Annotated in this window: 18 protein-coding genes; 9 read left to right on the top strand and 9 right to left on the bottom strand. The window is 72.5% G+C overall.

Features of this window, described 5'->3' with window-relative positions:
• Nucleotides 1-3: 3 nt before the first annotated feature.
• Together ACFYZA_RS11860 and ACFYZA_RS11855 are read right to left on the bottom strand one after the other, a co-directional pair.
• On the bottom strand, nucleotides 4-2,715 hold the full coding sequence (locus ACFYZA_RS11860) for an AAA family ATPase (RefSeq protein ID WP_388489631.1): 2,712 nt from the start codon (nucleotides 2,713-2,715) through the stop codon (nucleotides 4-6).
• Nucleotides 2,712-5,918, bottom strand: a complete 3,207-nt coding sequence (locus tag ACFYZA_RS11855; protein ID WP_388489628.1) for a tetratricopeptide repeat protein — start codon at nucleotides 5,916-5,918, stop codon at nucleotides 2,712-2,714. The genes ACFYZA_RS11860 and ACFYZA_RS11855 overlap by 4 nt, the downstream gene beginning before the upstream one ends.
• A 113-nt stretch (nucleotides 5,919-6,031) precedes the next feature.
• Here ACFYZA_RS11855 and ACFYZA_RS11850 point away from each other — a divergent pair, with 113 nt between their 5' ends.
• Nucleotides 6,032-8,053, top strand: coding sequence for a thioredoxin domain-containing protein (locus ACFYZA_RS11850; RefSeq protein WP_388489626.1), 2,022 nt, complete (start codon nucleotides 6,032-6,034; stop codon nucleotides 8,051-8,053).
• Nucleotides 8,054-8,246: 193 nt separating this feature from the next.
• Here ACFYZA_RS11850 and ACFYZA_RS11845 read toward each other — a convergent pair whose 3' ends face one another.
• Both ACFYZA_RS11845 and ACFYZA_RS11840 read right to left on the bottom strand, forming a co-directional pair.
• Entirely contained in the window at nucleotides 8,247-8,960 is a 714-nt protein-coding gene (locus tag ACFYZA_RS11845; RefSeq protein WP_388489623.1) for a TetR/AcrR family transcriptional regulator, read from the bottom strand.
• 177 nt (nucleotides 8,961-9,137) lie between these two features.
• Nucleotides 9,138-9,818 (bottom strand): hemolysin III family protein, encoded by a 681-nt coding sequence (locus tag ACFYZA_RS11840; RefSeq protein ID WP_388489620.1) that lies wholly within the window; start codon nucleotides 9,816-9,818, stop codon nucleotides 9,138-9,140.
• 296 nt (nucleotides 9,819-10,114) lie between these two features.
• Here ACFYZA_RS11840 and ACFYZA_RS11835 point away from each other — a divergent pair, with 296 nt between their 5' ends.
• Nucleotides 10,115-11,959, top strand: coding sequence for a phosphoenolpyruvate carboxykinase (GTP) (locus ACFYZA_RS11835; RefSeq protein WP_382594503.1), 1,845 nt, complete (start codon nucleotides 10,115-10,117; stop codon nucleotides 11,957-11,959).
• A 334-nt stretch (nucleotides 11,960-12,293) separates the two neighbouring features.
• Here ACFYZA_RS11835 and ACFYZA_RS11830 read toward each other — a convergent pair whose 3' ends face one another.
• From ACFYZA_RS11830 to ACFYZA_RS11820, 3 genes are all read right to left on the bottom strand, one after another.
• Nucleotides 12,294-12,680 (bottom strand): hypothetical protein, encoded by a 387-nt coding sequence (locus tag ACFYZA_RS11830; RefSeq protein ID WP_382594498.1) that lies wholly within the window; start codon nucleotides 12,678-12,680, stop codon nucleotides 12,294-12,296.
• Between the two features lie 117 nt (nucleotides 12,681-12,797).
• Complete coding sequence (locus ACFYZA_RS11825) at nucleotides 12,798-14,009, bottom strand: pyridoxal phosphate-dependent aminotransferase (RefSeq protein ID WP_382594495.1); 1,212 nt, start codon at nucleotides 14,007-14,009, stop codon at nucleotides 12,798-12,800.
• A 10-nt stretch (nucleotides 14,010-14,019) separates the two neighbouring features.
• A complete protein-coding gene (locus ACFYZA_RS11820) occupies nucleotides 14,020-14,697 on the bottom strand; it encodes a hypothetical protein (RefSeq protein ID WP_388489616.1) in 678 nt (225 codons plus the stop codon).
• A gap of 108 nt (nucleotides 14,698-14,805) precedes the next feature.
• Here ACFYZA_RS11820 and ACFYZA_RS11815 point away from each other — a divergent pair, with 108 nt between their 5' ends.
• Complete coding sequence (locus tag ACFYZA_RS11815) at nucleotides 14,806-16,245, top strand: cellulase family glycosylhydrolase (RefSeq protein WP_388489613.1); 1,440 nt, start codon at nucleotides 14,806-14,808, stop codon at nucleotides 16,243-16,245.
• Between the two features lie 132 nt (nucleotides 16,246-16,377).
• Nucleotides 16,378-16,716, top strand: coding sequence for an alkyl sulfatase dimerization domain-containing protein (locus tag ACFYZA_RS11810; protein WP_388489610.1), 339 nt, complete (start codon nucleotides 16,378-16,380; stop codon nucleotides 16,714-16,716).
• Here the strand turns inward: ACFYZA_RS11810 and ACFYZA_RS11805 are convergent.
• Complete coding sequence (locus tag ACFYZA_RS11805; RefSeq protein ID WP_388489607.1) at nucleotides 16,646-18,247, bottom strand: amidohydrolase family protein; 1,602 nt, start codon at nucleotides 18,245-18,247, stop codon at nucleotides 16,646-16,648. The two genes, ACFYZA_RS11810 and ACFYZA_RS11805, sit on opposite strands and share 71 nt — an antisense overlap.
• 361 nt (nucleotides 18,248-18,608) lie before the next feature.
• Nucleotides 18,609-19,898, bottom strand: coding sequence for an amino acid deaminase (locus ACFYZA_RS11800; protein ID WP_388489604.1), 1,290 nt, complete (start codon nucleotides 19,896-19,898; stop codon nucleotides 18,609-18,611).
• Nucleotides 19,899-20,033: 135 nt separating this feature from the next.
• Between ACFYZA_RS11800 and ACFYZA_RS11795 the strand changes: the two genes are divergently transcribed.
• The 5 genes from ACFYZA_RS11795 to ACFYZA_RS11775 all read left to right on the top strand — a co-directional run bounded on the left by ACFYZA_RS11795 (nucleotide 20,034) and on the right by ACFYZA_RS11775 (nucleotide 24,962).
• Entirely contained in the window at nucleotides 20,034-21,095 is a 1,062-nt protein-coding gene (locus ACFYZA_RS11795) for a sugar kinase (protein WP_388489601.1), read from the top strand.
• A complete protein-coding gene (locus ACFYZA_RS11790; protein WP_100574837.1) occupies nucleotides 21,092-21,874 on the top strand; it encodes an IclR family transcriptional regulator in 783 nt (260 codons plus the stop codon). Before ACFYZA_RS11795 ends, ACFYZA_RS11790 begins: the two co-directional genes overlap by 4 nt.
• The gene (locus tag ACFYZA_RS11785) at nucleotides 21,864-22,277 is read left to right on the top strand and encodes a RidA family protein (RefSeq protein ID WP_382594473.1); all 414 of its coding nucleotides are present in this window, start codon (nucleotides 21,864-21,866) and stop codon (nucleotides 22,275-22,277) included. The genes ACFYZA_RS11790 and ACFYZA_RS11785 overlap by 11 nt, the downstream gene beginning before the upstream one ends.
• Nucleotides 22,278-22,400: 123 nt before the next feature.
• Nucleotides 22,401-23,879 (top strand): GntP family permease, encoded by a 1,479-nt coding sequence (locus tag ACFYZA_RS11780; RefSeq protein ID WP_388489597.1) that lies wholly within the window; start codon nucleotides 22,401-22,403, stop codon nucleotides 23,877-23,879.
• 195 nt (nucleotides 23,880-24,074) lie between these two features.
• A complete protein-coding gene (locus ACFYZA_RS11775) occupies nucleotides 24,075-24,962 on the top strand; it encodes a serine protease (protein ID WP_388489595.1) in 888 nt (295 codons plus the stop codon).
• Nucleotides 24,963-25,028 lie beyond the last annotated feature (66 nt).

Raw genomic sequence — 25,028 nt, 5'->3', positions numbered from 1 at the left:
GCCTCACGCTCCCCGGACGTGCTCGGGGTGCGGGGCGGCGGCGAGGTGCGGGTCCGCGGTGTCCGGGAGGTCGAACTCCGTCTCGACCTGTTGCAGCACGCTCCCCGTCAGCTCGTCGGCGATCGTGAAACGCAGTCGGTGCGGGCCGGGCCGGTGGGCGGTGAAGGTGAACTCGGCGCCGTGAGTCGCGAGCGGCGAGGGCCGCACCAGAGCCATGGCGGGCTCGATGTCGGCCGGGGTGAGCGGTGTCCCGACGGCCCGCAGCCACACCCCGCCGCCGCCATCGGCGGCCCAGGGGTGGCTGTCGCCCGCCTCGACGCGCAGCAGGATGCGGGTGGGCGAGCCGTCGAGGAGGGTGAGCCGGACCCGGCATTCGAGGGGCGGCTCACCCATCGGGGCGCGGGAGATGGTGTCGCCGGCGCGGCGCGGGACCGCGTGGCGCCAGTACGGCGCCGGCCGCTGCCCGCGCCGGTGTTCCAGGAGCATGTGAGCCTCCCTGGACGTGGTGAACCCGCCCGTGGCCAGCGCGTCGAGCAGCCTGTCCACCTGGGCCCGGTCGCCGTCCAGCAGGCCGAGGCAGTAGCGGGCCCACAGCTCACCGCTCCTGTCGCCGAGCCGCGAGAGCAGGTCCCGGGCCCTTTCCAGATGGCCGGTCTTGTGCTTCTTGCCGATCCCCGGGTAGGGGCTGACGGCCGGATGGGACCCCAGGGCCAGTTCCGTCCAGGCGAGTCCGTGCGGGCAGTCGATGTCGCGGAAGTGCTGGGCGGCCTCGCGCAGCAGTCGCCGGGCCTCCTCGGCATCCCTTTCCAGCAGGCCGAGTTGGTGTGTCGCCCAGGTGGCGCCGAACCGGTCGCCCAGCGATTCGAAGAGGTCGGCGGCGACGGTGAGCTGCCCGATCGCCTCCGCCTCCGCGTTCCGGTCCGCGTCGGTGAGGGCCAGGTGGTACAGCGTCCAGGCCTGCCCCCGCAGATCACCGTTGACCTCGTGCAGAGCCTTCGCCGCCGTCAGGTCGACGAGGCCGTCCTCCAGGTGACCGGTGGCCAGGTGGACGCGGCCGAGCGTGGTGGTGCACCAGGCCTGACCCCGCTCGTCGCCGGTCCGCCGGAACACGGCGAGGGCCTGTTCCGCGCGGACGCGGGCCGCGTCGGGCCGGGCCGTCAGGAGGAGCAGCCCGGCGTGGTGCAGAGAAGTCCAGGCCCCGGGGCGCAGCTGTTTCCCGGCCCGGTACCGGGCCGCCGCGTCCGTGAAGGCGGCTTCGGCTTCGTGGACCCAGCCTTGGTCGCGCAGGATGCGGCCGCGCAGCGTGGCGACGACGGGCCCGGTGGCCGCGCGCGGGTAGGGCTGCGGGCCGAGCCTCTGCATGGCCCGGCCGAGGTGGCCCAACTCGTAGGAGGTGAAGCTCAGTCGTATCCGGTCGGTGCGCCGCCGGAACGTGACGGCCGACGGGAGCTCCGGGTCACGCACTCCCGCGGTGAAGTGGGACCCCAGATCAATGCGGCCGGTCTCCAGCGACCGCCGCAGCACCGCGAGGCGGTAGGCGTCGCAGCGCACGGTCAGCAGGCGCGCGAGCGGCTGGGTCAGCGTCTCCCGGGAGGCGGGCAGCCGCAGCACCATGTCGAGGTACTCGTCCGTGTCGCGCAGCACCCGGGCGCACTTCGCGGGGGATGCGTCTCCGTCCAGGACGGCCAGCAGATCCTCGCGTACGGAACGGAAGAGGACGTTCGTGTCGAGCGGGGTGATCCACGCGGGGCTGTCGCCGCCGGGCCCCGTGGCCACCACCGACCGGCGGCCGTCATGAGCGTGGGTGAGCATGCCCGCGTCGTCCAGTTCGGCCAGGGCGCCCAGCGCGCCGCGGGCGAGCAGCTTGGTCGCGGTGTCGCTGCCGAACGGCACCGGGGCGTACGGAACCAGCCGTCCCAGGGTCATCCGGCAGGCGTCGGTGAGCCCCTCGACCGCCAGGTCCAGCAGGGCTTTCGCCCGCTCGTCGGGGCTCTTCGGGAACGTCCGCTCCCACTCGCGCAACGTCTCCCCGGCCTCGCGCCCGCCCGCCTCAAGGAGGGGGCCGGCCAGCCGGAGCAGGAGCGGCAGCCCGCCGGTCAGCCGCCGCAGCGACTCGGCTTCGGCGCCCACCAGCAAGCGGCGTCCCGTCCGCCACGCGAGGACGGCGCAGTCGTGCGCGTCCAGCGGCCGGACCTCGTGGCGCCGAGTCCCGACGCCGCTCAACGGGATGAGCGCCTCGCGCGCGGTCAGCACGACCGTGGCCCGCGTCCGCGCGAACGCGGCGAGCAGGTTCTCCGCGACCTCGACGGAAGGTACGTCGTCGAAGACCACGAGCGCCGGGTGCGCGGCGAAGTGATCGCGGCAGACATCGCCCACCGCGCTGCTTCCAGTGGACCCGGGGCCGTCGTACCGGAGCCTCAACTCCGTTACGGATGCATCCAGTTGGCTCAGCACCCGCAACAGGAGCCCGGTCGCGTCCGGCGCCTCGCCCCCGGCCGGGATCCAGCAGACGGGGACCTCCGCGCCGGACGGGCGCGGCGTGACGAGATGTGCCGCGAGGGCCGACTTGCCCACGCCCGCCGGGCCGTGCAGGAGCAGCACCCTGGGGCCGGCCGGGCCCGGCCCGGCCGACAGGAAGTCCCGCAGGGTCCCGGTCTCCTCGGCGCGGCCGATGAACGGGGTGCACGCCGGGGGCGGTCGTAAGGGGGCACTCATCGGTCCGCCCCCACCGGCACCCCCATGACCTCCCGGGCGTGGCGGTCCGGGACCATGCCCAGGTGCCAGGCCTGCCAGCCCGACTCCAGGGAGACGCCGCGCTCCAGCATGAGGGCGAAGGCCTCCGCGCAGTCCTCCAGCTTGGCGTCGCGGGCGTGGTGCCGGGCGCGCAGGAGCTGGGCCAGCTCCTCCTGGGCGACCGCCGTCCCCACCTCCACACCGCCCGCGCCCGCGTACGGCAGCAGCGTGCAGCGCAGGAAGCGGGACCAGTCGCCGCCCCGGCGGTCGTCGTACGAGGCGAACAGCGCGGTCGCCTCGTCGCACAGGGCGAGCGCCGGGCCGGGCCGGTTGTTGCCCGCGTCGATCAGGGCGAGCTCCAGACAGGTCCACGCCTCGCCGTGCGCCACCCCGATGCGGTGGAAGTCGGCGCGCGCGTCGACCAGGAGCTGGCGGGCGAAGCCGGAGTTGCGCAGGTTGCCGGTCTGGGCGGCGCGCTGGTCGCGGGTGACCCGGCCCGAGTGGTGGCGGGCGCAGGCGAGCCCGTACACGTCGCGCATGCGCGAGAACATCGTGCGGGCCCGCTCCAGCTCGCGCACCGCCTGGTCGCGGTCGCCGCGCTCCTCCAGGGCCTGGCCCAGGTAGTACAGCGTCCACGCCTCGCCGCGCGCGTCCTCCTGCTCCCGGTGGCGCGACAGGGCCTGGCGCAGCCCGTCGACCGCGGCCGGCGCGTCGCCCTCGACGAGCCGGGCGCGGGCCAGCTGGGTCAGCGCCCACGCCTCGCCGCGGCCGTCGCGGGTCCGCCCGTACAGGTCGAGGGCGGTGCGCAACTCGGCTTCCGCGCGCGGGACTTCACCGGTGCGCAGGTACAGCTGGCCGAGCTGGAAGTGCGTCCAGGCCTCGCCGTGCAGGGACTCGTTCTCGCCGTGCAGTGCGAGGGCGGTGGCGAGGAGGGTCAGGGCGCCCGACAGGTTGGAGCGGTCGCGCTCCACGGCCGCGAGCGCGTGCAGCGACCAGGCACGGTCGCCGGACAGCTCCTCGCCCGCCTGGAGGCCGATCGCCTCGCGCAGCCGCGTCGCCGCCTCGGCCAGGTTGCCCTGGTGGTGCAGGGTGATGCCGAGCGAGCACAGCGCGAGGGCCTGGCCGGCGTCGTGCTGGGCCTCGCGGTAGAGGTTGACCACCGAGGACAGCGTCGTACGCGCCGTGTCCAGCTCGCCCAACTGGCGGGCGGCGATGCCGGTGCGCCACTGCACCGACCGCACGAGCAGGCCCTGGTCGACGGCCTGCGTCAACTCGCTGATCTCGCCCAGCCGGTAGAGGTCGCCGCGCAGCAGGCAGTAGTCGCACAGCGCGCCCAGCAGGCTGAGCACGGCCTCCTGGTCGACGCCCTCGGCCTGGCGCAGGGCCGCCGTGATGAAGCTCGACTCGTCGTCCAGCCAGCGCAGCGCCGCGTCCAGGGACGGGAAGCCGTGCCCGCCGAACTGCCCGGCCCGGGTCGACATCTTGCCGTCGACCATGCGGCCCACCGCGTCCGCGAGCTCCGCGTAGTTGCGGATCAGGCGCTCCTGGGCGGCCGCCCGCTCGGCCGGGTCCTCCTCGTCGGCCAGGCGGGCCTCGGCGAAGGAGCGCACCACGTCGTGCAGCCGGTAGCGGCTGCCGCGCACGTGGTCGATGAGCCCGGCCGAGGCGAGCGCGGTGAGCTGGCGCTGGGCCTCCTGTTCGTCGGCCGCGAGCAGCGCGGCGGCGGCCGCGGCACCCAGTGAGGCGCGGCCCGCGAGCGCCAGCCGGCGCAGGAGCCGGCGGGCCGGCTCCGACTGGTCGGTGTAGCGCAGCCACAGGGCCCGCTCTGCGGGTGCCACCGGGCCGTACGCGCCCAGGTCCGCGGCGAGCGCCCGCGCCGAACGCGGGCCGAGTGAGGACCCGGCGATGCGCAGCGCCAGCGGAAGCCCGCCGCACAACTGGCGTACCAGATCGGTGGATTCGGCGTCGTAGGGGCCGCTCTCCTTCTCCTCGGCCGCCTCGCGCAGAAGTTCCTCCGCGCCCGCCGCGTCCAGCGGCTCGACGGCCAGCTGGTGCACCCACGCCGGGAAGTCGGCGGGCAGGTCGAGCGGCTTGGACGAGGTGACCAGGACCAGGCCCTCGGAGCGCTGCGGCACCAGGGTGAGGATCTGCTCGGGGTCGTCGGTGTCGTCCAGTACGACGGTGACGGCGAGGCCCGTCAGATGCTGGTGGTAGAGCTCGGCGAGGCGGCGCACCTGCTGCTCGGGGGACGACCTCTCGCGGAACAGGAGCTGCTCGCGCGGCGCGCCCAGCCGGTTCAGGAGGTGCAGGAGCGCGTCGCGGGTCGGCAGCGGGCTCTCGCCGGACAGGGCGCCGCCGCGCATGTCGACCAGACAGGCGCCGCGGAACTGGTCGCGCAGACCGTGTGCCGCGCGCACCGCGAGGGTGCTGCGGCCCGAGCCCGGCGGCCCGTGCAGGACCACGACCACCGGCCGCGTCTCCGTGGAGGCGCGGGCCGCCTGCACCCACTGCCCGATCCGGGCCAGCTCGGCCCGCCGGCCCGCGAACGGGCCCTGGGGATCGGGGAGATGGCCGAACGACTGCTCAAGGACCGACCGGCGGCGGGCCGCCGCGCTCTTGTCCGTGCCGCGCAGCTGCGTGGGCACCTTCTTCTGGGCCGGCTTGGGGGTCACCGCCCGCTGCTGGTCGAGGAACGGCCGGATGCCCCGCACTTCGAGGGCCGTCAGCCACTGGAGGCGCAGCTGCTCGGGACCGCCCGGCTGGCCGAGCGCTCCGGCCCGCCGGTGCGCGGCCGGCACGTGCGCGGCCGTCACCCTGGCGACCGTACCGGCGGCCCCGGCGACCGCGACGGCCGCACCGGTACCGACCGCGCCGCCCGCTCCGACCCCGAGCGCCACATCCACGACCACCGCGGCGATGGCACCGACTCCCGACGCCAGTAAGCCGGTTGACCCGCCCTCGCGCCGGAACCGCTCCCCGAACGAGAGCTGCCCGACCGCCGCCTCGTCCAGCGCCTGTGTGTAGGCCGCGTACTCCTCCGCGGCGCTCTGGGCCAGCGCGTCGAGCGCGCCCCGGCCCCGGGAGAGCAGCGCGCTCCCGTCGGAGCGTCCGCCGGAGCGCCGTACCTCTTCCTCCACGGCGCGTACCAACAGCCGCTCGGCCTCGGCCCGATGGCTGTCCCGCATGTGCGTCCCCCTCCGAGAGCCCGTCGTCCGCCTGCGCCTCCAAGTGTCGTGCGTGACGCGCGTCGGCGCGAGGGAGTCGGCGGATCATCTCCCGTGTGGGGGAGTATGGGGGCATGCCGAACCGCCTGGCCCATGAGACGTCCCCCTATCTCCTGCAGCACGCCGACAACCCGGTCGACTGGTGGCCCTGGTCCGCCGAGGCCTTCGAGGAGGCCCGCGAACGCGGGGTTCCGGTGCTGCTCAGCGTCGGTTACAGCAGCTGTCACTGGTGTCACGTCCTCGCGCACGAGTCGTTCGAGGACGAGGTCACCGCGGCCTACATGAACGAGCACTTCGTGAACGTGAAGGTGGACCGCGAGGAGCGGCCCGACGTGGACGCCGTCTACATGGAGGCCGTCCAGGCCGCGACCGGCCAGGGCGGCTGGCCCATGTCCGTCTTCATGACTCCCGAGGGCGAACCGTTCTACTTCGGTACGTACTTCCCGCCCGAGCCCCGGCACGGCATGCCGTCCTTCCGGCAGGTGCTCGAAGGGGTCCAGAGCGCGTGGGCGAACCGGCGCGACGAGGTCGCCGAGGTCGCCGAGAAGATCACCCGCGACCTCGCGGCGCGCGAGCTGGACCACGGCACGGGCGGGCTGCCCGGCGAGGAGGAACTCGCCCAGGCGCTGCTCGGCATCACCCGCGAGTACGACCCGGCGAGCGGCTGGCTCGGCAGCGGCGACACCAAGTTCCCGCCGAGCATGGTGATCGAGTTCCTGCTGCGCCACCACACCAGGACCGGCTCGGAGGCGGCCCTGGAGATGGCCGAGGGCATGTGCGAGGCGATGGCCCGCTCCAGCCTCTACGACCAGCTGGGCGGCGGCTTCCACCGCTACGTACTGCGCCCGCGCCCGCAGGGGACGCTGGTGCCGCACTTCGAGAAGATGCTGTACGACAACGCCCTGCTGTGCCGGGTGTACGCCCACCTGTGGCGGGTCACCGGCTCCGAACTGGCCCGCCGGGTCGCCCTGGAGACGGCCGACTTCCTGGTGCGCGAGCTGCGCACCAACGAGGGCGGTTACGCCTCCGCGCTCGACGCCGACAGCGACGACGGAACGGGCCGCCATGTCGAGGGCGCCTTCTACGTCTGGACGCCCGGCCGGCTCGCCGAGGTCCTCGGCGAGCGGGACGGGGAGGCGGCGGCGCGGCACTTCGGCGTGACGGCGGACGGCACCTTCGAGGAGGGCTTGTCCGTACTTCAACTCCCGCTGGAAGGCGGTGAATTGGACGAGACGTTGAGCGGCCGGCTGCTCGCGGCGCGGGAGCTTAGGCCGCGTCCCGGGCGTGACGACAAGCTGGTCGCGGCGTGGAACGGCCTGGCGATCGCTGCGCTCGCCGAGGTCGGCGCGCTCTTCGACCGCCCTGACCTCGTCGGGCGCGCGACGGAGGCGGCGGACGTTCTCGTACGGGTCCACATGGACGGCCACGCCCGGCTCGCCCGCACGTCCAAGGACGGTCAAGTGGGCGTGAACGCGGGGGTGTTGGAGGACTACGCCGATGTCGCCGAGGGGTTCCTCGCGCTCGCCGGGGTGACGGGGGAGGGCGTCTGGCTGGAGTTCGCCGGGTTCCTGCTCGACATCGTCCTGGACCAGTTCGTCGGCGAGGGGGGCGTCCTCTACGACACCGCGCACGACGCGGAGAGGCTCATCCGGCGGCCCCAGGACCCGACGGACAACGCGACGCCCTCGGGGTGGACGGCGGCGGCCTCGGCCCTGCTGTCCTACGCGGCGCACACGGGTTCCTCCGCGCACCGGGAGGCCGCGGAGGGGGCGCTGGGGGTGGTCCGGGCGCTCGGGCCGCGGGCGCCGCGGTTCATCGGGTGGGGGCTGGCCGCGGCCGAGGCGGCGCTCGACGGGCCCCGCGAGGTCGCGGTCGTGGGTGCCCCCACGGATCCCCTCACGGGGGCGCTCCACCGCACGGCGCTGCTGGCGTCGGCGCCGGGGGCGGTGGTGGCCGTGGGGGTGCCGGACGGGGAGTTTCCCCTTCTGGCGGGGCGGCCGTTGGTGGGGGGTGCGGCTGCGGCGTACGTGTGCCGGCGCTTCACGTGTGAGGCGCCGGTGACCACGCCGGACTCCCTCGCGGAAGCCCTGTCCTAGCCCCCTGGGGGCTCCGCCCCCAGACCCCCGTTCGCGCCTTAAGGGCGCTCGTCCTCAAACTCCCCCAAGGCCTTAAGGGCCAGGGGGGACCCCCATGACGGGCTGAAATACCCGGTGCGGGCCGGCACCAAGGCTTTTAGGGGCGCGGGGAACTGCGCGAGCGGCCACGCACGGTGGGCGGACGGGAACGGGGTCAGGGGCACGAGGCTGGAGGGAGGCCGGACTTCAGGGTGGTCATGGTTCGGGCGATGAGGTCCAGGAGGTCGTCCTGGTGACCCCGCTCCGCCCAGTACACCGACGCCTCGTGCAGCGCCCCCAGCACCGCCACGGCGAAGACCCGGACCTCCAGGTCCACCGGACGGCCCGCCCGCTCCGCGAGCACCCCGCACAGCTGCCGGCTCGTCGCCGCCACCGACTCCATCATCCGGGCCCGCAGCGCCGGCACCTCCGCGATGAGACGCGTCCGCCGCAACGTCTCCTCGCGGGCGTGCAGCAGCGACAGCCGGGCCGCCTCCGTGACGACGTACCGCAGGGACTCGAGCGGCGTCTCCCCGGCCGGCCGCGACCGCATCTCCCGCAGCATGACCGGGTCGGACTCGTCCGTGAGGACGATGTCCTCCTTCGTCGGGAAGTAGCGGAACACCGTCGAGGGGGAGACCTCCGCCGCCTCCGCGATCTGCTCGACCGTCGTGGCCTCGTACCCCTGTTCCGCGATCAGCCGGTACGTGGCCCGCCGGATCGCCGAGCGCGTCTTGATCTTCTTGCGTTCACGCAGGCTCAGTTGCGGCTGGAGCCTCTCCGCGACCGAGCCGACCGAGCCGACGGAGCCGAGCGAGCCGACCGAGCCGACCGAGTCGTTCGGGTCGGCGGCCGGGCTGCTGGGGGAGGTGGGGGAGGTGGCGGCCATGGTCGTCATTGTCCGCCATCCCCCGGCTCCGGTGACGGCACCCGAGCCCGCCCCGGCCCCCGGACCTGCGCATACGCGGCGAACCCGTACCCGTACCCGCCAGTGGTCAGCGGCGCACCCGTGCCGTAGGGCCCCGGCACTGGCGCGCCGGGGCCCTGGGTCGGACGGGTCGGGGAGCTATCCCTGCTGGTAGGCGACGAGCGAGATGCCCACGTAGTGGACGACGAACGCGGCCAGCGTCAGCGAGTGGAAGACCTCGTGGAAGCCGAAGAAGCGGGGGGACGGGTTCGGGCGCTTGATGCCGTAGATCACGCCGCCCGCGCTGTAGAGCAGCCCGCCCACGACGACCAGGACGAGCACGGCGATGCCGCCGGCCCGCATGAAGTCGGGCAGGAAGAAGACGGCGGCCCAGCCCATCGCCAGGTAGCAGGGGGTGTAGAGCCAGCGCGGGGCGCCGATCCAGAACACCCGGAACAGGATGCCCGCCAGGGCGGCCGCCCAGATCGCCCACAGCAGGACCCGGCCCGTGGAGTCGGGCAGCAGGAGCAGGGTGAGCGGGGTGTAGGTGCCCGCGATGATGAGGAAGATGTTGGCGTGGTCGAGGCGGCGCAGGATCGCCTCGCCGCGCGGGCCCCAGTTGCCCCGGTGGTAGAGACCGCTGATTCCGAAGAGCAGGCAGGCGGTCAGCGCGAAGATCCCGCAGGCGATCCGCGCCTTGGTGGAACCCGCGAACGCGGTCAGCACCAGGCCCGAGATCAGTGCGGCCGGGAACATCCCGGCGTGCAGCCAGCCGCGCATCTTCGGCTTCACCATCTGTGTCACCGGGTCGATCGCGTGAGCCATCACCTGATCAGTCATGGTCCGAATGCTACCTACGGCCCCGTAAGTTACGCATAGGTACGGCTCGTTACCGAACGTCCGGTGCCCGTCGGGTAAGTGAACGGCAAATGGCAGTTAAGAAGGCGGTAAGTGGTGATGCTCACGTGAGAGGCCCCCTGGACATATGGGCGAACGGCGCGGAAGATCAGATGAGTGCGGTCGGCACCGGATGAGCGCCAAGAGGATCCACGGGGTCAAGCATCCGGGTCGCAGCCCCCACGGGGCGGCAATGCAGTAGTACGTCAACCCCTCAAAGCCCTCATCAAGGAGCGATCGTGGCGCGCGATATCGCGGCTCCCCTCTCTGTCCCCACCAAGCACCAGGAACTGATCTCGTGGGTCAACGAGATCGCGGAACTGACCCAGCCGGACAGCGTGGTCTGGTGCGACGGATCCGAGACCGAGTACGAGCGCCTGTGCGGGGAGCTCGTCGCCAAGGGCACGTTCAAGAAGCTGAACGAGGCCAAGCGCCCCAACTCGTACTACGCCGCCTCCGACCCGCGTGACGTCGCCCGGGTCGAGGACCGCACCTTCATCTGCTCCGAGAAGGAGGAGGACGCGGGCCCGACCAACCACTGGAAGGCCCCCGCAGAGATGAAGGCCATCTTTACCGGAGAAGGAAACAGTTTCGCGGGAGACAAGGGCATCTTCCGCGGCTCGATGCGCGGGCGCACGATGTACGTCGTCCCGTTCTGCATGGGCCCGGTCGGCTCGCCGCTGTCCGCGATCGGCGTCGAGATCACCGACTCCGCGTACGTCGCCGTCTCGATGCGCACCATGACCCGCATGGGACAGCGCGTCCTGGACGAGCTCGGCACCGACGGCTTCTTCGTGAAGGCCGTCCACACCCTGGGGGCGCCGCTCGCCGACGGCGAGGCCGACGTGCCGTGGCCGTGCAACTCCACGAAGTACATCTCGCACTTCCCCGAGTCCCGCGAGATCTGGTCCTACGGTTCGGGCTACGGCGGCAACGCCCTGCTCGGCAAGAAGTGCTACGCGCTGCGCATCGCCTCCGTCATGGCGCGCGACGAGGGCTGGCTCGCCGAGCACATGCTCGTCCTGAAGCTGACCCCGCCGAACGGCGAGCCCAAGTACGTCACCGCGGCCTTCCCGAGCGCCTGCGGCAAGACCAACCTCGCCATGCTGGAGCCGACCGTCCCCGGCTGGAAGGTCGAGACCATCGGCGACGACATCGCCTGGATGCGCTTCGGCGAGGACGGCCAGCTGTACGCGATCAACCCCGAGGCCGGCTTCTTCGGCGTGGCGCCCGGCACCGGTGAGCACACCAACGCCAACGCCATGAAGACGCTGTGGGGCAACTCCGTCTTCACCAACGTCGCGCTGACCGACGACGGCGACGTGTGGTGGGAGGGCATGACCGAGACGGCGCCCGCGCACCTCACGGACTGGAAGGGCAACGACTGGACGCCCGCGTCCGACACCCCGGCCGCCCACCCCAACGCCCGCTTCACCGTGCCGGCCGGGCAGTGCCCGACCATCGCGCCGGAGTGGGAGGACCCCAAGGGCGTGCCGATCTCGGCGATCCTCTTCGGCGGCCGCCGCGCCTCCGCGGTGCCGCTGGTCACCGAGTCCTTCGACTGGAACCACGGCGTCTTCCTCGGCGCGAACGTCGCCTCCGAGAAGACCGCCGCCGCCGAGGGCAAGGTCGGCGAACTGCGCCGCGACCCGTTCGCGATGCTGCCGTTCTGCGGCTACAACATGGGCGACTACATGGCCCACTGGGTCAAGGTCGGGGCCACCGCCGACGCGGCCAAGCTGCCGAAGATCTACTACGTGAACTGGTTCCGCAAGAACGACGCGGGCAAGTTCGTGTGGCCCGGGTTCGGCGAGAACAGCCGCGTCCTCAAGTGGATCGTGGAGCGCCTGGAAGGCAAGGCGGACGGCGTCGAGACCCCCATCGGCATCCTGCCGACGAAGGAGTCCCTGGACACCGAGGGGCTTGACCTGCCCGAGGCCGACCTCGACTTCCTGCTCAAGGTCGACAAGGAGGTCTGGCGCGAGGAGGCGGCGCTGGTCCCCGAGCACCTCAACACCTTCGGCGACCACGCGCCCAAGGAGCTGTGGGACGAGTACCGCGCCCTGGTGTCACGCCTCGGCTGAACCTCCCGGAACCCCCTCCGGTCGCGGCCGCCTGTCCTGGCCCGCGGCCGGAGGTTTCGCGGCGGGTCGGTTCGACATCCGCCCTGACCTGTGGGGTCACTCGTGACCCGCCGCGTACCAAGGCCGGCCCCCGGAGTTCCCTCACGGCTCCGGGGGCCGGCCTTTTCGCATGCGCGCGACGCAGGCACACCACGCCACGGCGGAGATACGCCACGGCGGTCGTACGCCAACGCGGACGTAGGCCAACTCGGGCCTACGTCAAGGCACTTGGGATGTGTGGCTCCCGGTCCGCAGACCTCCGCGGCTCGCGGACCGGGGCCGAACAGGGGCCGCTTCAGGAAGCGGCGGTGAGGGAGCCGGCCGCCGCGTGGGCGTCCATGCGTCCGGCCGCCAGGATCGCGGCGGCGGTGTCGGCGCGCGAGGCGGCGACGAGGAGGGCGCGGCCCGCGAGCGCGTGGGCGCGGGCGTGCAGGGCGCCCGCGTCGGCACCGCTGAGCCCCGCGTGGCGCACCGGCGGCAGTCCGCCGCGCAGCCGGGCGACCTGCCGTGCGATGGCGTCCCCGGCCTCGGTGAGCCCGAGCTCGTCGGTGACGGCGAGCAGCGCGGAGAGGTGTCCGGCGAGCTGGATGTCGAGCTCGTCCTCGCGGGAGCGGTGCGGGATGCGGGCGTCGTCGGTGGCCATCGTGGTGTGGACCGACTTGGTGCGGATCGGCTCGTACATGGGAATGGCCTCCTGAGTGTTTCAGGAAGCCATCCTAGCTTAGATTCAGTCTAAAGTTGAGTCGGGCCCAGCCGATCTCGCGGCAGGCGCCCGTGGACCGCTGCCGGCTGGCGCCGGCTACATCTGGCTGTAGCCCTCGAGGAAGTTCCCGATCCGCGTCACCGCGTCCGCCAGGTCCTTCGCGGACGGCAGCGTCACGATCCGGAAGTGGTCGGGCTCGGGCCAGTTGAACCCGGTGCCGTGCACGACCATGATCTTCTCGGCGCGCAGCAGGTCCAGGACCATCTGCCGGTCGTCCTTGACCTTGTAGACGTTCGGGTCGAGCTTCGGGAACAGGTAGAGCGCGCCCTTCGGCTTCACACAGGTGACCCCGGGGATCCGGGTGAGCAGCTCGTACGCCGTGTCCCGCTGCTCCAGGAGCCGGCCACCCGGCAGCACCAGCTGCTCGATGGACTGGCGGCCGCCGAGCGCGGTGGCCACCGCGTGCTGCGACGGCATGTTCGCGCACAGCCGCATGTTCGCGAGGATGGTCAGGCCCTCGATGTACGAGGACGCGTGGGCCTTCGGCCCGCACACCGCGAGCCAGCCCGAGCGGTAGCCGGCCACCCGGTAGTTCTTCGAGAGCCCGTTGAAGGTGAGCACCATCAGGTCGGGCGCGATGACCGCGGTCGGGGTGTGGGTGGCGCCGTCGAACAGGATGCGGTCGTAGATCTCGTCCGAGCAGACGACCAGGTTGTGGCGGCGGGCGATCTCGGTGAGCCCGCGCAGCATCTCGTCGTCGTACACCGCACCCGTCGGATTGTTCGGGTTGATGATGACGATCGCCTTGGTGCGGTCGGTGACCTTGCGCTCGATGTCGGCGAGGTCGGGCATCCAGTCGGCCTGCTCGTCGCAGCGGTAGTGCACCGCGGTGCCGCCCGCGAGCGAGACGGAGGCCGTCCACAGCGGGTAGTCCGGCGCCGGGACGAGCACCTCGTCGCCGTCGTCGAGCAGCGCCTGCATCGACATCTGGATGAGCTCGGAGACACCGTTGCCGAGGTAGACGTCCTCGACGTCGAGCTCGATGCCCTTGGTCTGGTAGTGCTGCATCACCGCGCGGCGCGCCGACAGCAGGCCCTTCGCGTCGCCGTAGCCGTGCGCGCCCGACAGGTTGCGGAGGATGTCCTCGAGGATCTCGGGCGGGCACTCGAAGCCGAAGGCCGCCGGGTTGCCCGTGTTGAGCTTGAGGATGCGGTGGCCCGCCGCCTCCAGGCGCATGGCCTCGTCGAGCACCGGGCCCCGGATCTCGTAACAGACGTTGGCGAGCTTGGTCGACTGGATCACCTGCATGACGGCCACCTTACGGCCGTGTTTCCCGGGGTGCCTCGCGATTTGGTGCGGCCGGGTCGCGGGGGCCCCGGCGTCGGCTTCCATCGCAATGCGACGGCCCGGGACGGCCGGGGGAATGCGGGTCACCGGGTGCGGCCTGGCTTGGAATGGGGGTGTGGGGCATATGGGGTGAGATCTTCCCCACCCCGGCCAGCGCCGCCACCCCCGTCAGCCACCCGGCGGCCGCCCCCCACAGCGCCCCGAACGCCGCTCCGGCCGCCGCGTGGAGCAGCCAGCCGACGGGCCCCGCCTCCACCAGGCGGGCCGTGACCAGGCCCCGCCACACCCCCGCGGCCGCCGCGCCCGCGATCAGGGCGGTCCACCCCGCGAGGAACCGGCGCGGGCGGCCCGCCGCCGGGCGCAGCCGCAGATGCCGCCGCATCCGCAGGACGGCCACCGCGACCAGGACCATCACCGCGAAGTCCTCGCAGAGCAGCTGGGCCGCGCCCGTGCCGCCCAGGGGCACCGCGCGCAGCGACGGCAGGGCGTACGGGGCTCCGAGCGCGCTCGGCACCAGGGCCGGACCCGTGTGCGCGGTGAACGCGGTCAGGACCGGGGTCAGCCCCAGCAGGAGCGAGAGCAGGAGGCAGACCCCGGCGACCGAGGCCACCGCCGGAGCGGCTCTCGGCGGACGCATGGGCAGACGCATGGCCGGACCCTAGGACACCGCGCGGCCGATGAGAAGATGCTGAACAATTCTCAACTACTGCTGTGAGCAGGGGTGTTGGACGAAGGGAGAAGCCCCTAGAGTCCGCCCATGCGGCTACGGGCGAGCAGATGGACGGCGGCGGGTGCGGCGGTGGCGGTGGCCGCGGCCCTCCTCGCGGTGGTCGGCCCCGCCGGCGCGGGGGCCGCGCACACGGCCACCGGCCACCGCTGGATCACCGACGACCAGGGCCGCGCCCTCGTCCTGACCGGACTCAACACCGCCTCCAGCGCCAAGTCCCGCCCGGACGGGCTGCCCTGGATCAAGGAGGCCGACGTGCAGCGCGAATCGGACGCGCTCGGCTCCGACTTCGTCCGCTTCCTGATCCAGTGGCGCAACGTCGAGCCGGCGCCCGGAACGTACGACGACGGCTATCTCGCGCAGGTCGCCGAGCGGGTGCGCTGGTACGGGGCGCGCGGCTATCACGTCATGCTCGATCTGCACCAGGACGTCTACGGGCCGGCCGTCCGGGGCAACGGCGCGCCCGCCTGGGCGACCGAGGCCGACGGGCTTCCGGTCGCCGAGCGGGGCCAGTGGGAGCTCAAGTACATCGAACCGGGCACGGTACGGGCCTTCGACCACTTCTGGGGGACGCGGCCGGGCGGCCGCGATCTGCGCGCGCACTACGCGGCCGCCTGGGCACACGTCGCCGAGCGGTTCGCCGACGATCCGGCCGTCCTCGGCTACGACCTGATGAACGAGCCGTTCGGTGGCAGCGTCCAGGGCCCCGCCTTCGAGGCGGGCCCGCTCGCCGCGCTCTACCGGGAGACCATCGCCGCGGTCCGCGCGGTCGACCACGACTCCTGGATCTTCGTGGAACCCGAGGCGGTCAGCGCCAACTGGGGCCTGCCGAGCGCACTGCCGTACCTGAAGGACCCGCGCGGCGACGGCGAGGAGGCCCGCATCGCCTACGCGCCCCACCTCTACCCCCTCCCCATGGACCTCGGCGGCGGCTACACCGGGGACACGAAGAAGTGGGTCGACCGCACGCTCACCTCCTGGCGCGAGCAGACCGAGAAGACCGCCCGGCGCCTCGGCGCCCCCGTCGTCATCGGCGAGTACGGCCTCGACGCGACCCTGCCCGGCGCGCTGGACTACGTCGCCAAGGTGCGGGCGCTCGCCGACACGATGGGCGCGGGCACGGCCTACTGGTCCAACGACCCTGGATCCTGGGCCCCTTGGGACCAGCACCTCAAGCCCACCCCGCTCCTGCCGGTCCTGGACCGCCCGGCCCCCAGGGCGATCGCGGGCGACCCGGTCGCCTACACCTGGGACGAGCCGAGCCGCACGCTCTCGGTGAGCTGGCGCCCGAAGGCGGACGCGCACGGGAACACCGAGGTCTACCTGCCCGCCCGCTTCTTCCCGCACGGGGGAGTGGTGACGGGCGGGGGCGAGGCGGCGGCCTGGGCCCCCAAGTCCCGTACGTTGATGATCAGTTCGGGAAGCGGCGACGCGCACGAGGTTTCGGTGGAGGTCCGGCCGCGGGCGTGAGGGCGTCGGGGGTGGATTGAGCCACGGAGGGCGCGGGGGTGTTGTGCGCGGTGCGCGGGGTTCCTAACCTCCCGGATGCGTCCGAAGGCGTACGTACATCCATCGCACCGAACGCATCAGGAGGCAGAGGCCATGGCCACGACCGACCGGTCCCGTGGACGGCTGCGCTGGCGGGGGCTGCTGGCCGCCGCACAGCGGGAGTACGACGCCCCGACCCCCCACTACGACAAGGTCATCGAACTCCTCGACCAGGTGGTCGGCGCCGCCGCGCCCGTCGCCGCGCTGCGCAGCGCCAAGGCGTTGCAGGCCCTCGCGCTCACCCAGCTCGCCTACTCGGCCGAGTACGGCCCGCTGCGCTCCGTCTACCTGACGGCGGCGCGCGAACTGGCGGCGGGCCGGGTCAGCGCGCGCCGCGCGTCCGCCGCACCGAGCGGCCCGCCAGCACGTCGGTCCGCCGGCCGTCCTCGATGACGAACTTGCCGTCGATCAGGACGTACGGGATGCCGACGGGCAGGGTGCGCGGCGACTCGAAGGTGGAGCCGGCGGCGACGGTGTCCGGGTCGAACAGGACGAGGTCGGCGCGGTAGCCCTCGCGGACCAGGCCCCGGTCCGCGAGGCGCAGCCGGGCGGCCGGGCGTGCGGTGAGGTGGGCGACGGTCTCTTCGAGGGACATGATGCCCAACTCCCGCGCGTAGCGCCCGAGATACTGCGGGAAGGTGCCGTACGCGCGCGGGTGCGGCTTGTATCCCTGGAGGATGCCGTCGCTGCCGCCGGTGTGCACGGGGTGGCGCATGATGGCCCGCACGTTCTCCTCGTGGCCGACGTGCTGGAGGATCGTGGAGCCGAGCCGGTCGTTGACGAGCAGCCGGCGCGCGGTGGTCCAGGGGGCCTCGCCGCGCTGGGCGGCCGCCTCGGCGACGGTCTTGCCGACGCAGCCGGCGAGCCCCGGATCGCTCACGCCCGAGACCTCGATGGTGTCCCACTCGATGGGCACGCCGTGACAGCCGTCCGCGCCGATGACCTCCATGTGGTGCCGGATGCGCTCGGCGGTGTCGTCGTCGCGGAGCCGCGCGAGAATGGCCTCGGGGCCGCCCTCGCTGGCCCAACTGGGCAGCATGGCGACGAGAGTTGTGCATCCAGGCGTGTACGGATACGTGTCGAGGGAGATGTCCGCGCCGGCGGCCAGGGCGTCGTCGAGGAGACCGAGGAGCTCGGGCGCGCGGCCCTTGTTCACGCCGAAGTTCATGGTGGCGTGGGCGAGGTGGAGCGCGCACCCGGCGTCCTGGGTGAGCCGGACCATCTCCTCGTACGCGCCGAGCGCACCGGCGCCGTACGAGCGGTGGTGGGGGCAGTAGTAGCCGTCGTAGCGGGCCACGACCCGGCAGAGTTCGGTGAGCTCGGAGTCGGTGGCGTACATGCCCGGCGTGTAGGTGAGCCCGGAGGACATCCCTACGGCGCCTTCCTCCATGCCCTGCGCCACCAACTCCCGCATCCGGTCGAGCTGTTGCTCGGTGGCGGGCCGGTCGTCCCACCCGACGGCGTACATCCGCACGGTGCCCTGCGGGATCAGGTAGGCGGCGTTGACGGCGATGCCGCGGTCCAGTCGGTCGAGGTACTCGCCGACGGACCGCCAGTCGAAGTCGATGTCGCTGCCGTCGCCGTTCCATCCGGTGATGGCCCGCCGCACCTCACCGAGGGTGCGGTCGTCGACGGGCGCGTACGAGAGCCCGTCCTGCCCGAGCACTTCCAGGGTGACGCCCTGGGCGGCCTTGGCGCTGTGGTCCGGGTCGCGGAGCAGGGCCAGGTCGGAGTGGGCGTGCATGTCGATGAACCCGGGGGAGAGCGCGAGGCCGTGGGCATCGAGGGTGCGGCGGGCGGTGAGCGGGGGTTCGCCGGGCTGCCGGATCCTCTCGATCCGGCCGTTGGCGAGGCCGACGTCCGCGGGGTAGGAGGGGGTGCCGGTGCCGTCGATGACGCGAGCGTCCCGGATGACCAGGTCCATGGTGCCTCTTCTTGTTTCGTCGCTGCGTGCGGCTGCGCCGGGCGGGTGCGGGGTGCGGCTTGCCCGGGGTGCCCTGGGGCTCCGCCCCGGACCCCGGGACTTCGCCCCGCCCCGCCCCTTCCCGCAACCCTCCGGGGGAGAGTTCGTCGTCTGCGGACCGTAGGGGCCGTTCGCGCAGTTCCCCGCGCCCCTGTAGGTGACCGGAACTCGCGGTGCGGGCCCGCATCGGGGCATTTCAGCCTGTCCGGCGTTTGAGGACGAGCGCCGTTCAGGCGCGAACGGGGGTCTGGGGGCGGAGCCCCCAGGGGCCTTTCAACCCCCGGGGTCTGGGGCGGAGCCCCAGGGGGTGCTGGGGCCCGGGTCAGAAGTACGTGCGGATGTAGTCCGAGACCTCCCCGTCCGCCCCCACCACCGGCACCAACCCCCACTTGTCGAACACCGTGCACGGATGCGAGAGCCCCATCCCCACCCAGTCCCCGACGGACAGCGAGACCCCCGGTTCCGTGCGGAGCCACCCGTGCTGGTCGGAAAGACCGGTGACCGAAATGCCGGAGGCGTCCCGCAGCTCGCCCGTACGGGCGTCCCGCACCACCTGTGCCTCGGGCAGATCGAGGTCGTACGCCGCGTCCCGCTTGCCCGCGTTCACGAAGGCCTGCTCGGGGGAGGGGCGCGAGACGACCTGGGCCCAGAGCCGGAAGGCGGGCCGGAGGGTCCCCTCCGAGGGCACCCGGTTGAAGGGGGTCAGCTTCCGGTAGTGCCCGTCGTCGTGCGAGACGTACGCCCCGGAGCGGAGCAGCTTCAGTACGGGCAGGCTCAGTCCGGGCACGGACGCGAACACGTCCGCGACCGCGTCGAACCACGCGGAGCCCCCCGCGCTGAGCACGATCTCGGAGACCCCGAGCCCGGCGAACCGCCCCGCCTTGTCGAAGTCGGCCGCGAGGGAGACGAGCCGGGTGAGGTAGGCGTGGACCCGCTCCGGGTCGGCCCGGGGCACCTCGCCCTCGTACCCGGCGACCCCCACGAGCCGGAGCGTGCCCGTGCCGGCCACCGCGTCGGCGACCTCCGCGCACTCCGCCTCCGTACGCACCCCGGTGCGCGCGCCCTCGCCCGCCGCGAGTTCGACGACGACGTCGACCCGTCGGGCCGAGCCCCGCAGCGCCTGGTCCATCAGCTCGACCCCGCGTACGGAGTCGACGTAGCAGATGAAGCGGAACGCCTCGTCCCGCTCCAGCTCGCCCGCGATCCAGCGCAGCGCCACCGCGTCGACGAGTTCGTTCGCGAGGAAGATCCGCTCCACCCCGAACGCCCTTGCCACGCGGACCTGGTGGGGCATGGCGAGGGTGATGCCCCAGGCGCCGCGCTCGATCTGGCGGGCGAAGAGCCGCGGCGCCATGCTCGTCTTGCCGTGCGGCGCGAAGGCGAGGCCGTGGCGTTCCGCGTACGTCTCCAGGAGCGCGAGGTTGTGCTCGACGGCTTCGGCCGACAGGGTCAGGACCGGCGTCGTGAAGCCGCCGGTGAAGAGGTCGCGCCGCTCGGCCGCGAGCTCCGCGACGGTGAGCCCCTCGGCGTCCGGCGGGAGCCCCTTGAAGCGGTGGTCGACGCGCTCGGCGCCCAGCGCCGCAAGCCTGTCTTCGCGATCGGTGGCTGCCACGGAAACCTCACCCTCCTCGGGACGGCGTTGCAGCATCTGCAACACCCATTGCGCATATCGCTTAATGCTGTCTAACATCCGGGCCAACGCCGGGTCAATGACCAGCCTCGGCCGCCCAGCAGCGAGGAGCCAGCAGTGACCACCGGATCCCCAGCCGTCACGGACGACGCCGACACCCCCGTCGACGTCGTCTGCCTCGGCGAGTCCATGGTCACCTTCCTGCCCGCCCGGCCGGGCCGCCTCGCCGACGTCCCGGCCTTCGAGCGGGCCATCGGCGGCGCCGAGTCCAACGTGGCCTGCGCGCTCGCCGCCGCCGGACACAGCACGCGCTGGGTCAGCCGGGTCGGGGCGGACGGCTTCGGCGACCACCTGGTCGAGGCGATCGGCTCGTACGGCGTCGACGTGCGCGCCGTGGGCCGCGACCCGGAGCGGCCCACCGGCATCTACTTCCGCACCGCCGACGACCGGGCGGCCCACGGGCACGAGGTGCTCTACTACCGCGCGGGCTCGGCGGCCTCCGCGATGTCGCCGGCGACCGTCCCGTACCGCGATCTGTGGACGGGCCGCATCCTGCACCTGTCCGGGATCACCGCGGCCCTCTCCGACGACTGCCTCGCCCTGATGCGCGACCTCGTCGTGCCCCGCCCCGGCCGCCCCCCGGTCTCCTTCGACGTCAACTACCGCCCGGGCCTGTGGCGGGACGCGGCAGGGCCGCGCGTCCTGCTCGACCTCGCCCGGGGCGCGGACATCGTCTTCGTCGGCGAGGACGAGGCGGAGGCCGCGTGGGGGCTGCGCGGCGCCGCCGCCGTGCGGGCCGCCCTGCCCGAGCCGGAGGTGCTCGTGGTCAAGCAGGGCGCGGCCGGGGCGACCGTCTTCGCCCGCGAGGATTCCCCCGCATCCGGCGAGGCCGGCTGCTTCGCGCCCTCCCCCCGTGTCGACGTCGTCGCCCCCGTCGGCGCGGGCGACGCGTTCGCCGCGGGCTTCCTCTCCGCCACCCTGCGCGGCCTCGGCGTCCGCGACCGGATCCGGCACGGGCACCTCATGGCCGCCGCCGTGCTCACCGTCCCCGGCGACCTCACCCAGCCCCCGGCGCGCGCCCACGCCGACCGGCTCGTGGCCCTGGACGACACCGCCTGGGGGAGACTTCGACTCGGCCCCGGGTGGACGGGGGACGACCAGGAGGTACGTACGTCATGAGCCAGACCGTCGACCGGGCGCTGAGCATCCTGCCGCTGCTCGCGCAGGGGCCCGCCGACCTCGGGCAGGTCGCCGACCGGCTCGGGGTGCACAAGTCCACCGCGCTGCGGCTGCTTCGCACCCTGCACGAGCACGGGCTCGTCTACCGCCAGGAGGACCAGCGCTACCGGCTCGGCGCCCGCCTCTTCGCCCTCGCGCAGGAGGCCGTCGAGAACCTGGACGTGCGCGAGATCGCCCACCCCCACCTGGTCGCGCTCAACGAGCGGATCGGGCACACCGTCCACCTCGCCGTGCACGAGGAGGGCGAGGTCCTCTACATCGACAAGGTCGAGAGCCGCTACCCGGTGCGGATGTACTCCCGCATCGGCAAGCCCGTCGCCATCACGGTGGCCGCCGTGGCCAAGCTGCTGCTCGCCGACCTCCCGGAGGCCGAGCGCCGCGCCGTCGCGGAGAAGCTCGACTACCCCACCTACACGTCCCGTTCGACACCCAACGCCGCCGCCTTCCTCAAGGAACTGGCGACGGTGCGCGAACAGGGCTGGGCCACCGACCTCGGTGGCCACGAGGAGTCCATCAACTGCATCGGGGCCCCCATCCACGGTGCGGACGGCCGGGTCGTCGCCGCCATGTCGGTGTCCGCACCGAACGTCGTCGTCACGGCCGAGGAACTCCTCACCCTGCTTCCCCAGGTGCGCCGCACCGCGGAAGCGATCAGCCGCGAATACTCCGGCACCGCACCCAACACCCCATCCGCACAAGGAAGTTCCGATGACCGATAAGACCGCCCTCACCCCGGCCACGCACACCACCCCGCCCGCCAAGTTCTCGCACGGCGTGCGCAAGGGGAACATCCTCCAGGTCGCAGGCCAGGTCGGCTTCCTGCCGGCGGTCGAGGGCCAGGCGCCCACCCCGGCGGGCCCCACCCTGCGCGAGCAGACCCTCCAGACCTTCGCCAACGTCAAGGCGATCCTGGAGGAGGGCGGCGCGAGCTGGGACGACGTGATGATGATGCGCGTCTACCTCACGGACGTGGACCACTTCGCGGAGATGAACGAGATCTACAACGCGTACTTCGAGGAGCAGGGCCTCAAGGCCCCGGCCTCCGCCCGCACCACCGTGTACGTCGGACTCCCCGCGGGCCTGCTCATCGAGATCGACGCCCTCGCGGTGCTGGACGCCTAGTTCCTTGCCGCCCTTAGTCCAACCGCTCGACCCGCCGCACGGTGCGGCGCCCCGGACCGCCGGGGTGCCGTGCCGCGGTCCCCCCTGCCCTGGAACCCCCCTGCTGTACAACGGAGTTGGCACATGTTGTTCCAAGCTGTCGCGGCCGCCGCCCCACCACCCCCCGTGCACACGGGCGGCATCCTCCCCCTCGTCGGCGGCACCGCCGGTCTGCTGACCGTCGCCGTCCTGGGCATAGCCCTGCTGCTCTTCCTGATCATCAAGGTCAGGCTCCAGCCCTTCGTGGCGCTGCTCGCGGTCTCCATAGCCGTCGGCCTCGGCGCCGGGCTCTCGGTCACCGAGCTCTTCGGAACCGTGCAGAAGTCCGCCGCCGTCTCGGTCATCGAGTCCGGCATGGGCGGCATCCTCGGACACGTCGCGATCATCATCGGCCTCGGCACGATGCTCGGCGCGATCCTCGAAGTCAGCGGCGGCGCCGAGGTGTTGAGCACCCGGCTGCTCACCCTCTTCGGCGAGAAGCGCGCCCCCCTCGCGATGGGCCTCACCGGCCTGATCTTCGGCATCCCGGTCTTCTTCGACGTGGGCATCTTCGTCCTCGCGCCGATCGTGTACGCGGCCGCCAAGCGGTCCGGCAAGTCGATCCTGCTCTACTGCATGCCGCTGCTCGCGGGCCTGTCCATGACCCACGCCTTCCTGCCGCCGCACCCCGGCCCGGTCGCCGCCGCCGGTCTGTTCCACGTCTCGCTCGGCTGGGTCATCCTGATGGGCGCCCTCGTCGGCATCCCGTCCGTGCTCGCCGCCTGGGGCTACGCCGCCTGGATCGGCAAGCGCATCTTCGTCGAGGTCCCGCAGGACATGGTCGAGGCCGCCGAGGAGGCCAGGGCCGCCGTCGCGGCCGAACAGCAGGCCTCCGGCGTGACGCCGCGCGAGGAGCCGGTGTCGCTCGGCGCGGTGCTCGCGATCATCGGCACCCCGCTGATCCTGATCCTGGCCGCCACGTTCTCCTCGATCGCCCTTGCCCCCTCCACCCTGCGCTCGGTCCTGGAGTTCTTCGGCAACCCGTTCGTGGCGCTGACCATCGCCCTGGTCCTCGCCTACTACCTGCTCGGCATCCGGCGCGGCTGGTCCCGCAAGTCCCTTGAGACGGTGTCCACTTCCTCGCTCAAGCCGGTCGGCAACATCCTGCTCGTGGTCGGCGCGGGCGGCATCTTCGGCGCGGTCCTCAAGGCGTCGGGCATCGCGGACGCGCTCGCCGACACCTTCCACAGCGTCGGCCTCCCGGTGATCCTGCTCGCCTGGCTGATCTCGGTCGTCCTGCGCGTCGCCCAGGGCTCGGCGACCGTCGCCATCGTCACCACGGCCGGCATCGTGGTCCCCCTGGTGGAGGGCTCCGGCTACTCCCAGGCGCACCTCGCCCTGATCATCATGGCCATCTCGGCAGGCTCGATCTTCGCCTCCCACGTGAACGACGGCGGCTTCTGGATGGTCGCCAAGTACTTCGGCATCACCGAACGCGACACCCTGAAGTCCTGGACGGTCCTGGAATCCGTCCTGTCGGTGGCGGGCTTCGTGGTGGCGGCACTGCTCAGCCTGGTGATCTAGCCGGACGAGCAGGGACGAGCACGGACGAGTACATCCCATCGAGGGCGCCCTCCGCGTGAGGGCGCCCTCGAACACGTTCGTCCGCTCAGTAACTCCTTTTGTCCACTTGCCGGTTGGGAGGTGCACACTCAACAATGCGCATGACAAAACAGCACTCCTTCATCATCCGAGCACCCCCACAAAGGGAACCCCCACATGAAGAAGTCCTACGTCGGCGCACTCGGCGCCGTCAGTGCCCTGCTGCTCGCGGCCGCGGGCGCGGTGCCCGCCGTCGCCGCGCAGCCCGCGGACGGCCAGGCCCGCGTCGCCGCGCAGACCTCCGTCAGCAAGGCCGCCCCGGCCCCCGTCAAGGCGGTCAACTTCGCCGGAACGGTGGCGCTGAGCAACTGTTCGGGCTCAGTGGTCCGTACGCCCAGCTCGCAGCCGAGTGACCCCGCGCTCGTGCTCTCCAACGGCCACTGCCTCGAAACCGGATTCCCCGCCGCCGGTGAGGTCATCACCAACCAGCCGTCGTCCCGCACCTTCTCGCTGCTCAACGCGTCCGGCTCCAAGGTCGCCACGCTGCGCGCCAGCAAGGTCGCGTACGCCACGATGACCGACACGGACATCACGATCTACCAGCTCAACACGACCTACGCCCAGATCCAGAGCAGCTACGGGATCAGCGCGCTCACCCTCAACGACGCGCACCCGACGCAGGGTTCGGCCATCAAGGTCGTCTCCGGGTACTGGAAGCGCACCTACAGCTGCAACGTGGACGGCTTCGTCTACCGGCTGAAGGAGGGTGACTGGACCTGGAAGGACTCGGTCCGCTACACCTCGTCGTGCAACACCATCGGCGGCACCTCGGGCTCCCCGGTGATCGACACGACGACCGGCAAGGTCGTCGCCGTCAACAACACCGGCAACGAGGACGGCGAGCGCTGCACGGAGAACAACCCGTGCGAGGTGGACCAGAACGGCAACGTCACCGTCCGCCAGGGCATCAACTACGCCGAGGAGACGTACATCATCGTCCCCTGCATAGGCGCCGGCAACAAGATCGACCTGAACCGCGCGGGCTGCACCCTGCCCAAGCCGTGACCCGGTAGGACACGCACGACAGCAGCGCCACCCGGGGGAGCGGGGGGCGCTGCTGCCGTATGCGGT

Origin of the sequence: Streptomyces sp. NPDC001828 (assembly GCF_042892175.1) — a bacterium.
Classification (GTDB): domain Bacteria; phylum Actinomycetota; class Actinomycetes; order Streptomycetales; family Streptomycetaceae; genus Streptomyces.
The sequence above is the reverse complement of the archived record's forward strand: the minus strand, read 5'-3'. Positions and strand labels throughout refer to the sequence as shown.

Coding starts and splice junctions, on each gene's coding strand:
- ACFYZA_RS11780 (WP_388489597.1), top strand. CDS start 22,401: ATGTTGTTCCAAGCTGTCGCGGCCGCCGCCCCACCACCCCCCGTGCAC.
- ACFYZA_RS11810 (WP_388489610.1), top strand. CDS start 16,378: ATGGCCACGACCGACCGGTCCCGTGGACGGCTGCGCTGGCGGGGGCTG.
- ACFYZA_RS11825 (WP_382594495.1), bottom strand. CDS start 14,009: ATGCAGGTGATCCAGTCGACCAAGCTCGCCAACGTCTGTTACGAGATC.
- ACFYZA_RS11855 (WP_388489628.1), bottom strand. CDS start 5,918: ATGCGGGACAGCCATCGGGCCGAGGCCGAGCGGCTGTTGGTACGCGCC.
- ACFYZA_RS11860 (WP_388489631.1), bottom strand. CDS start 2,715: ATGAGTGCCCCCTTACGACCGCCCCCGGCGTGCACCCCGTTCATCGGC.
- ACFYZA_RS11790 (WP_100574837.1), top strand. CDS start 21,092: ATGAGCCAGACCGTCGACCGGGCGCTGAGCATCCTGCCGCTGCTCGCG.
- ACFYZA_RS11815 (WP_388489613.1), top strand. CDS start 14,806: ATGCGGCTACGGGCGAGCAGATGGACGGCGGCGGGTGCGGCGGTGGCG.
- ACFYZA_RS11775 (WP_388489595.1), top strand. CDS start 24,075: ATGAAGAAGTCCTACGTCGGCGCACTCGGCGCCGTCAGTGCCCTGCTG.
- ACFYZA_RS11830 (WP_382594498.1), bottom strand. CDS start 12,680: ATGTACGAGCCGATCCGCACCAAGTCGGTCCACACCACGATGGCCACC.
- ACFYZA_RS11845 (WP_388489623.1), bottom strand. CDS start 8,960: ATGGCCGCCACCTCCCCCACCTCCCCCAGCAGCCCGGCCGCCGACCCG.
- ACFYZA_RS11820 (WP_388489616.1), bottom strand. CDS start 14,697: ATGCGTCTGCCCATGCGTCCGCCGAGAGCCGCTCCGGCGGTGGCCTCG.
- ACFYZA_RS11850 (WP_388489626.1), top strand. CDS start 6,032: ATGCCGAACCGCCTGGCCCATGAGACGTCCCCCTATCTCCTGCAGCAC.
- ACFYZA_RS11840 (WP_388489620.1), bottom strand. CDS start 9,818: ATGACTGATCAGGTGATGGCTCACGCGATCGACCCGGTGACACAGATG.
- ACFYZA_RS11785 (WP_382594473.1), top strand. CDS start 21,864: ATGACCGATAAGACCGCCCTCACCCCGGCCACGCACACCACCCCGCCC.
- ACFYZA_RS11805 (WP_388489607.1), bottom strand. CDS start 18,247: ATGGACCTGGTCATCCGGGACGCTCGCGTCATCGACGGCACCGGCACC.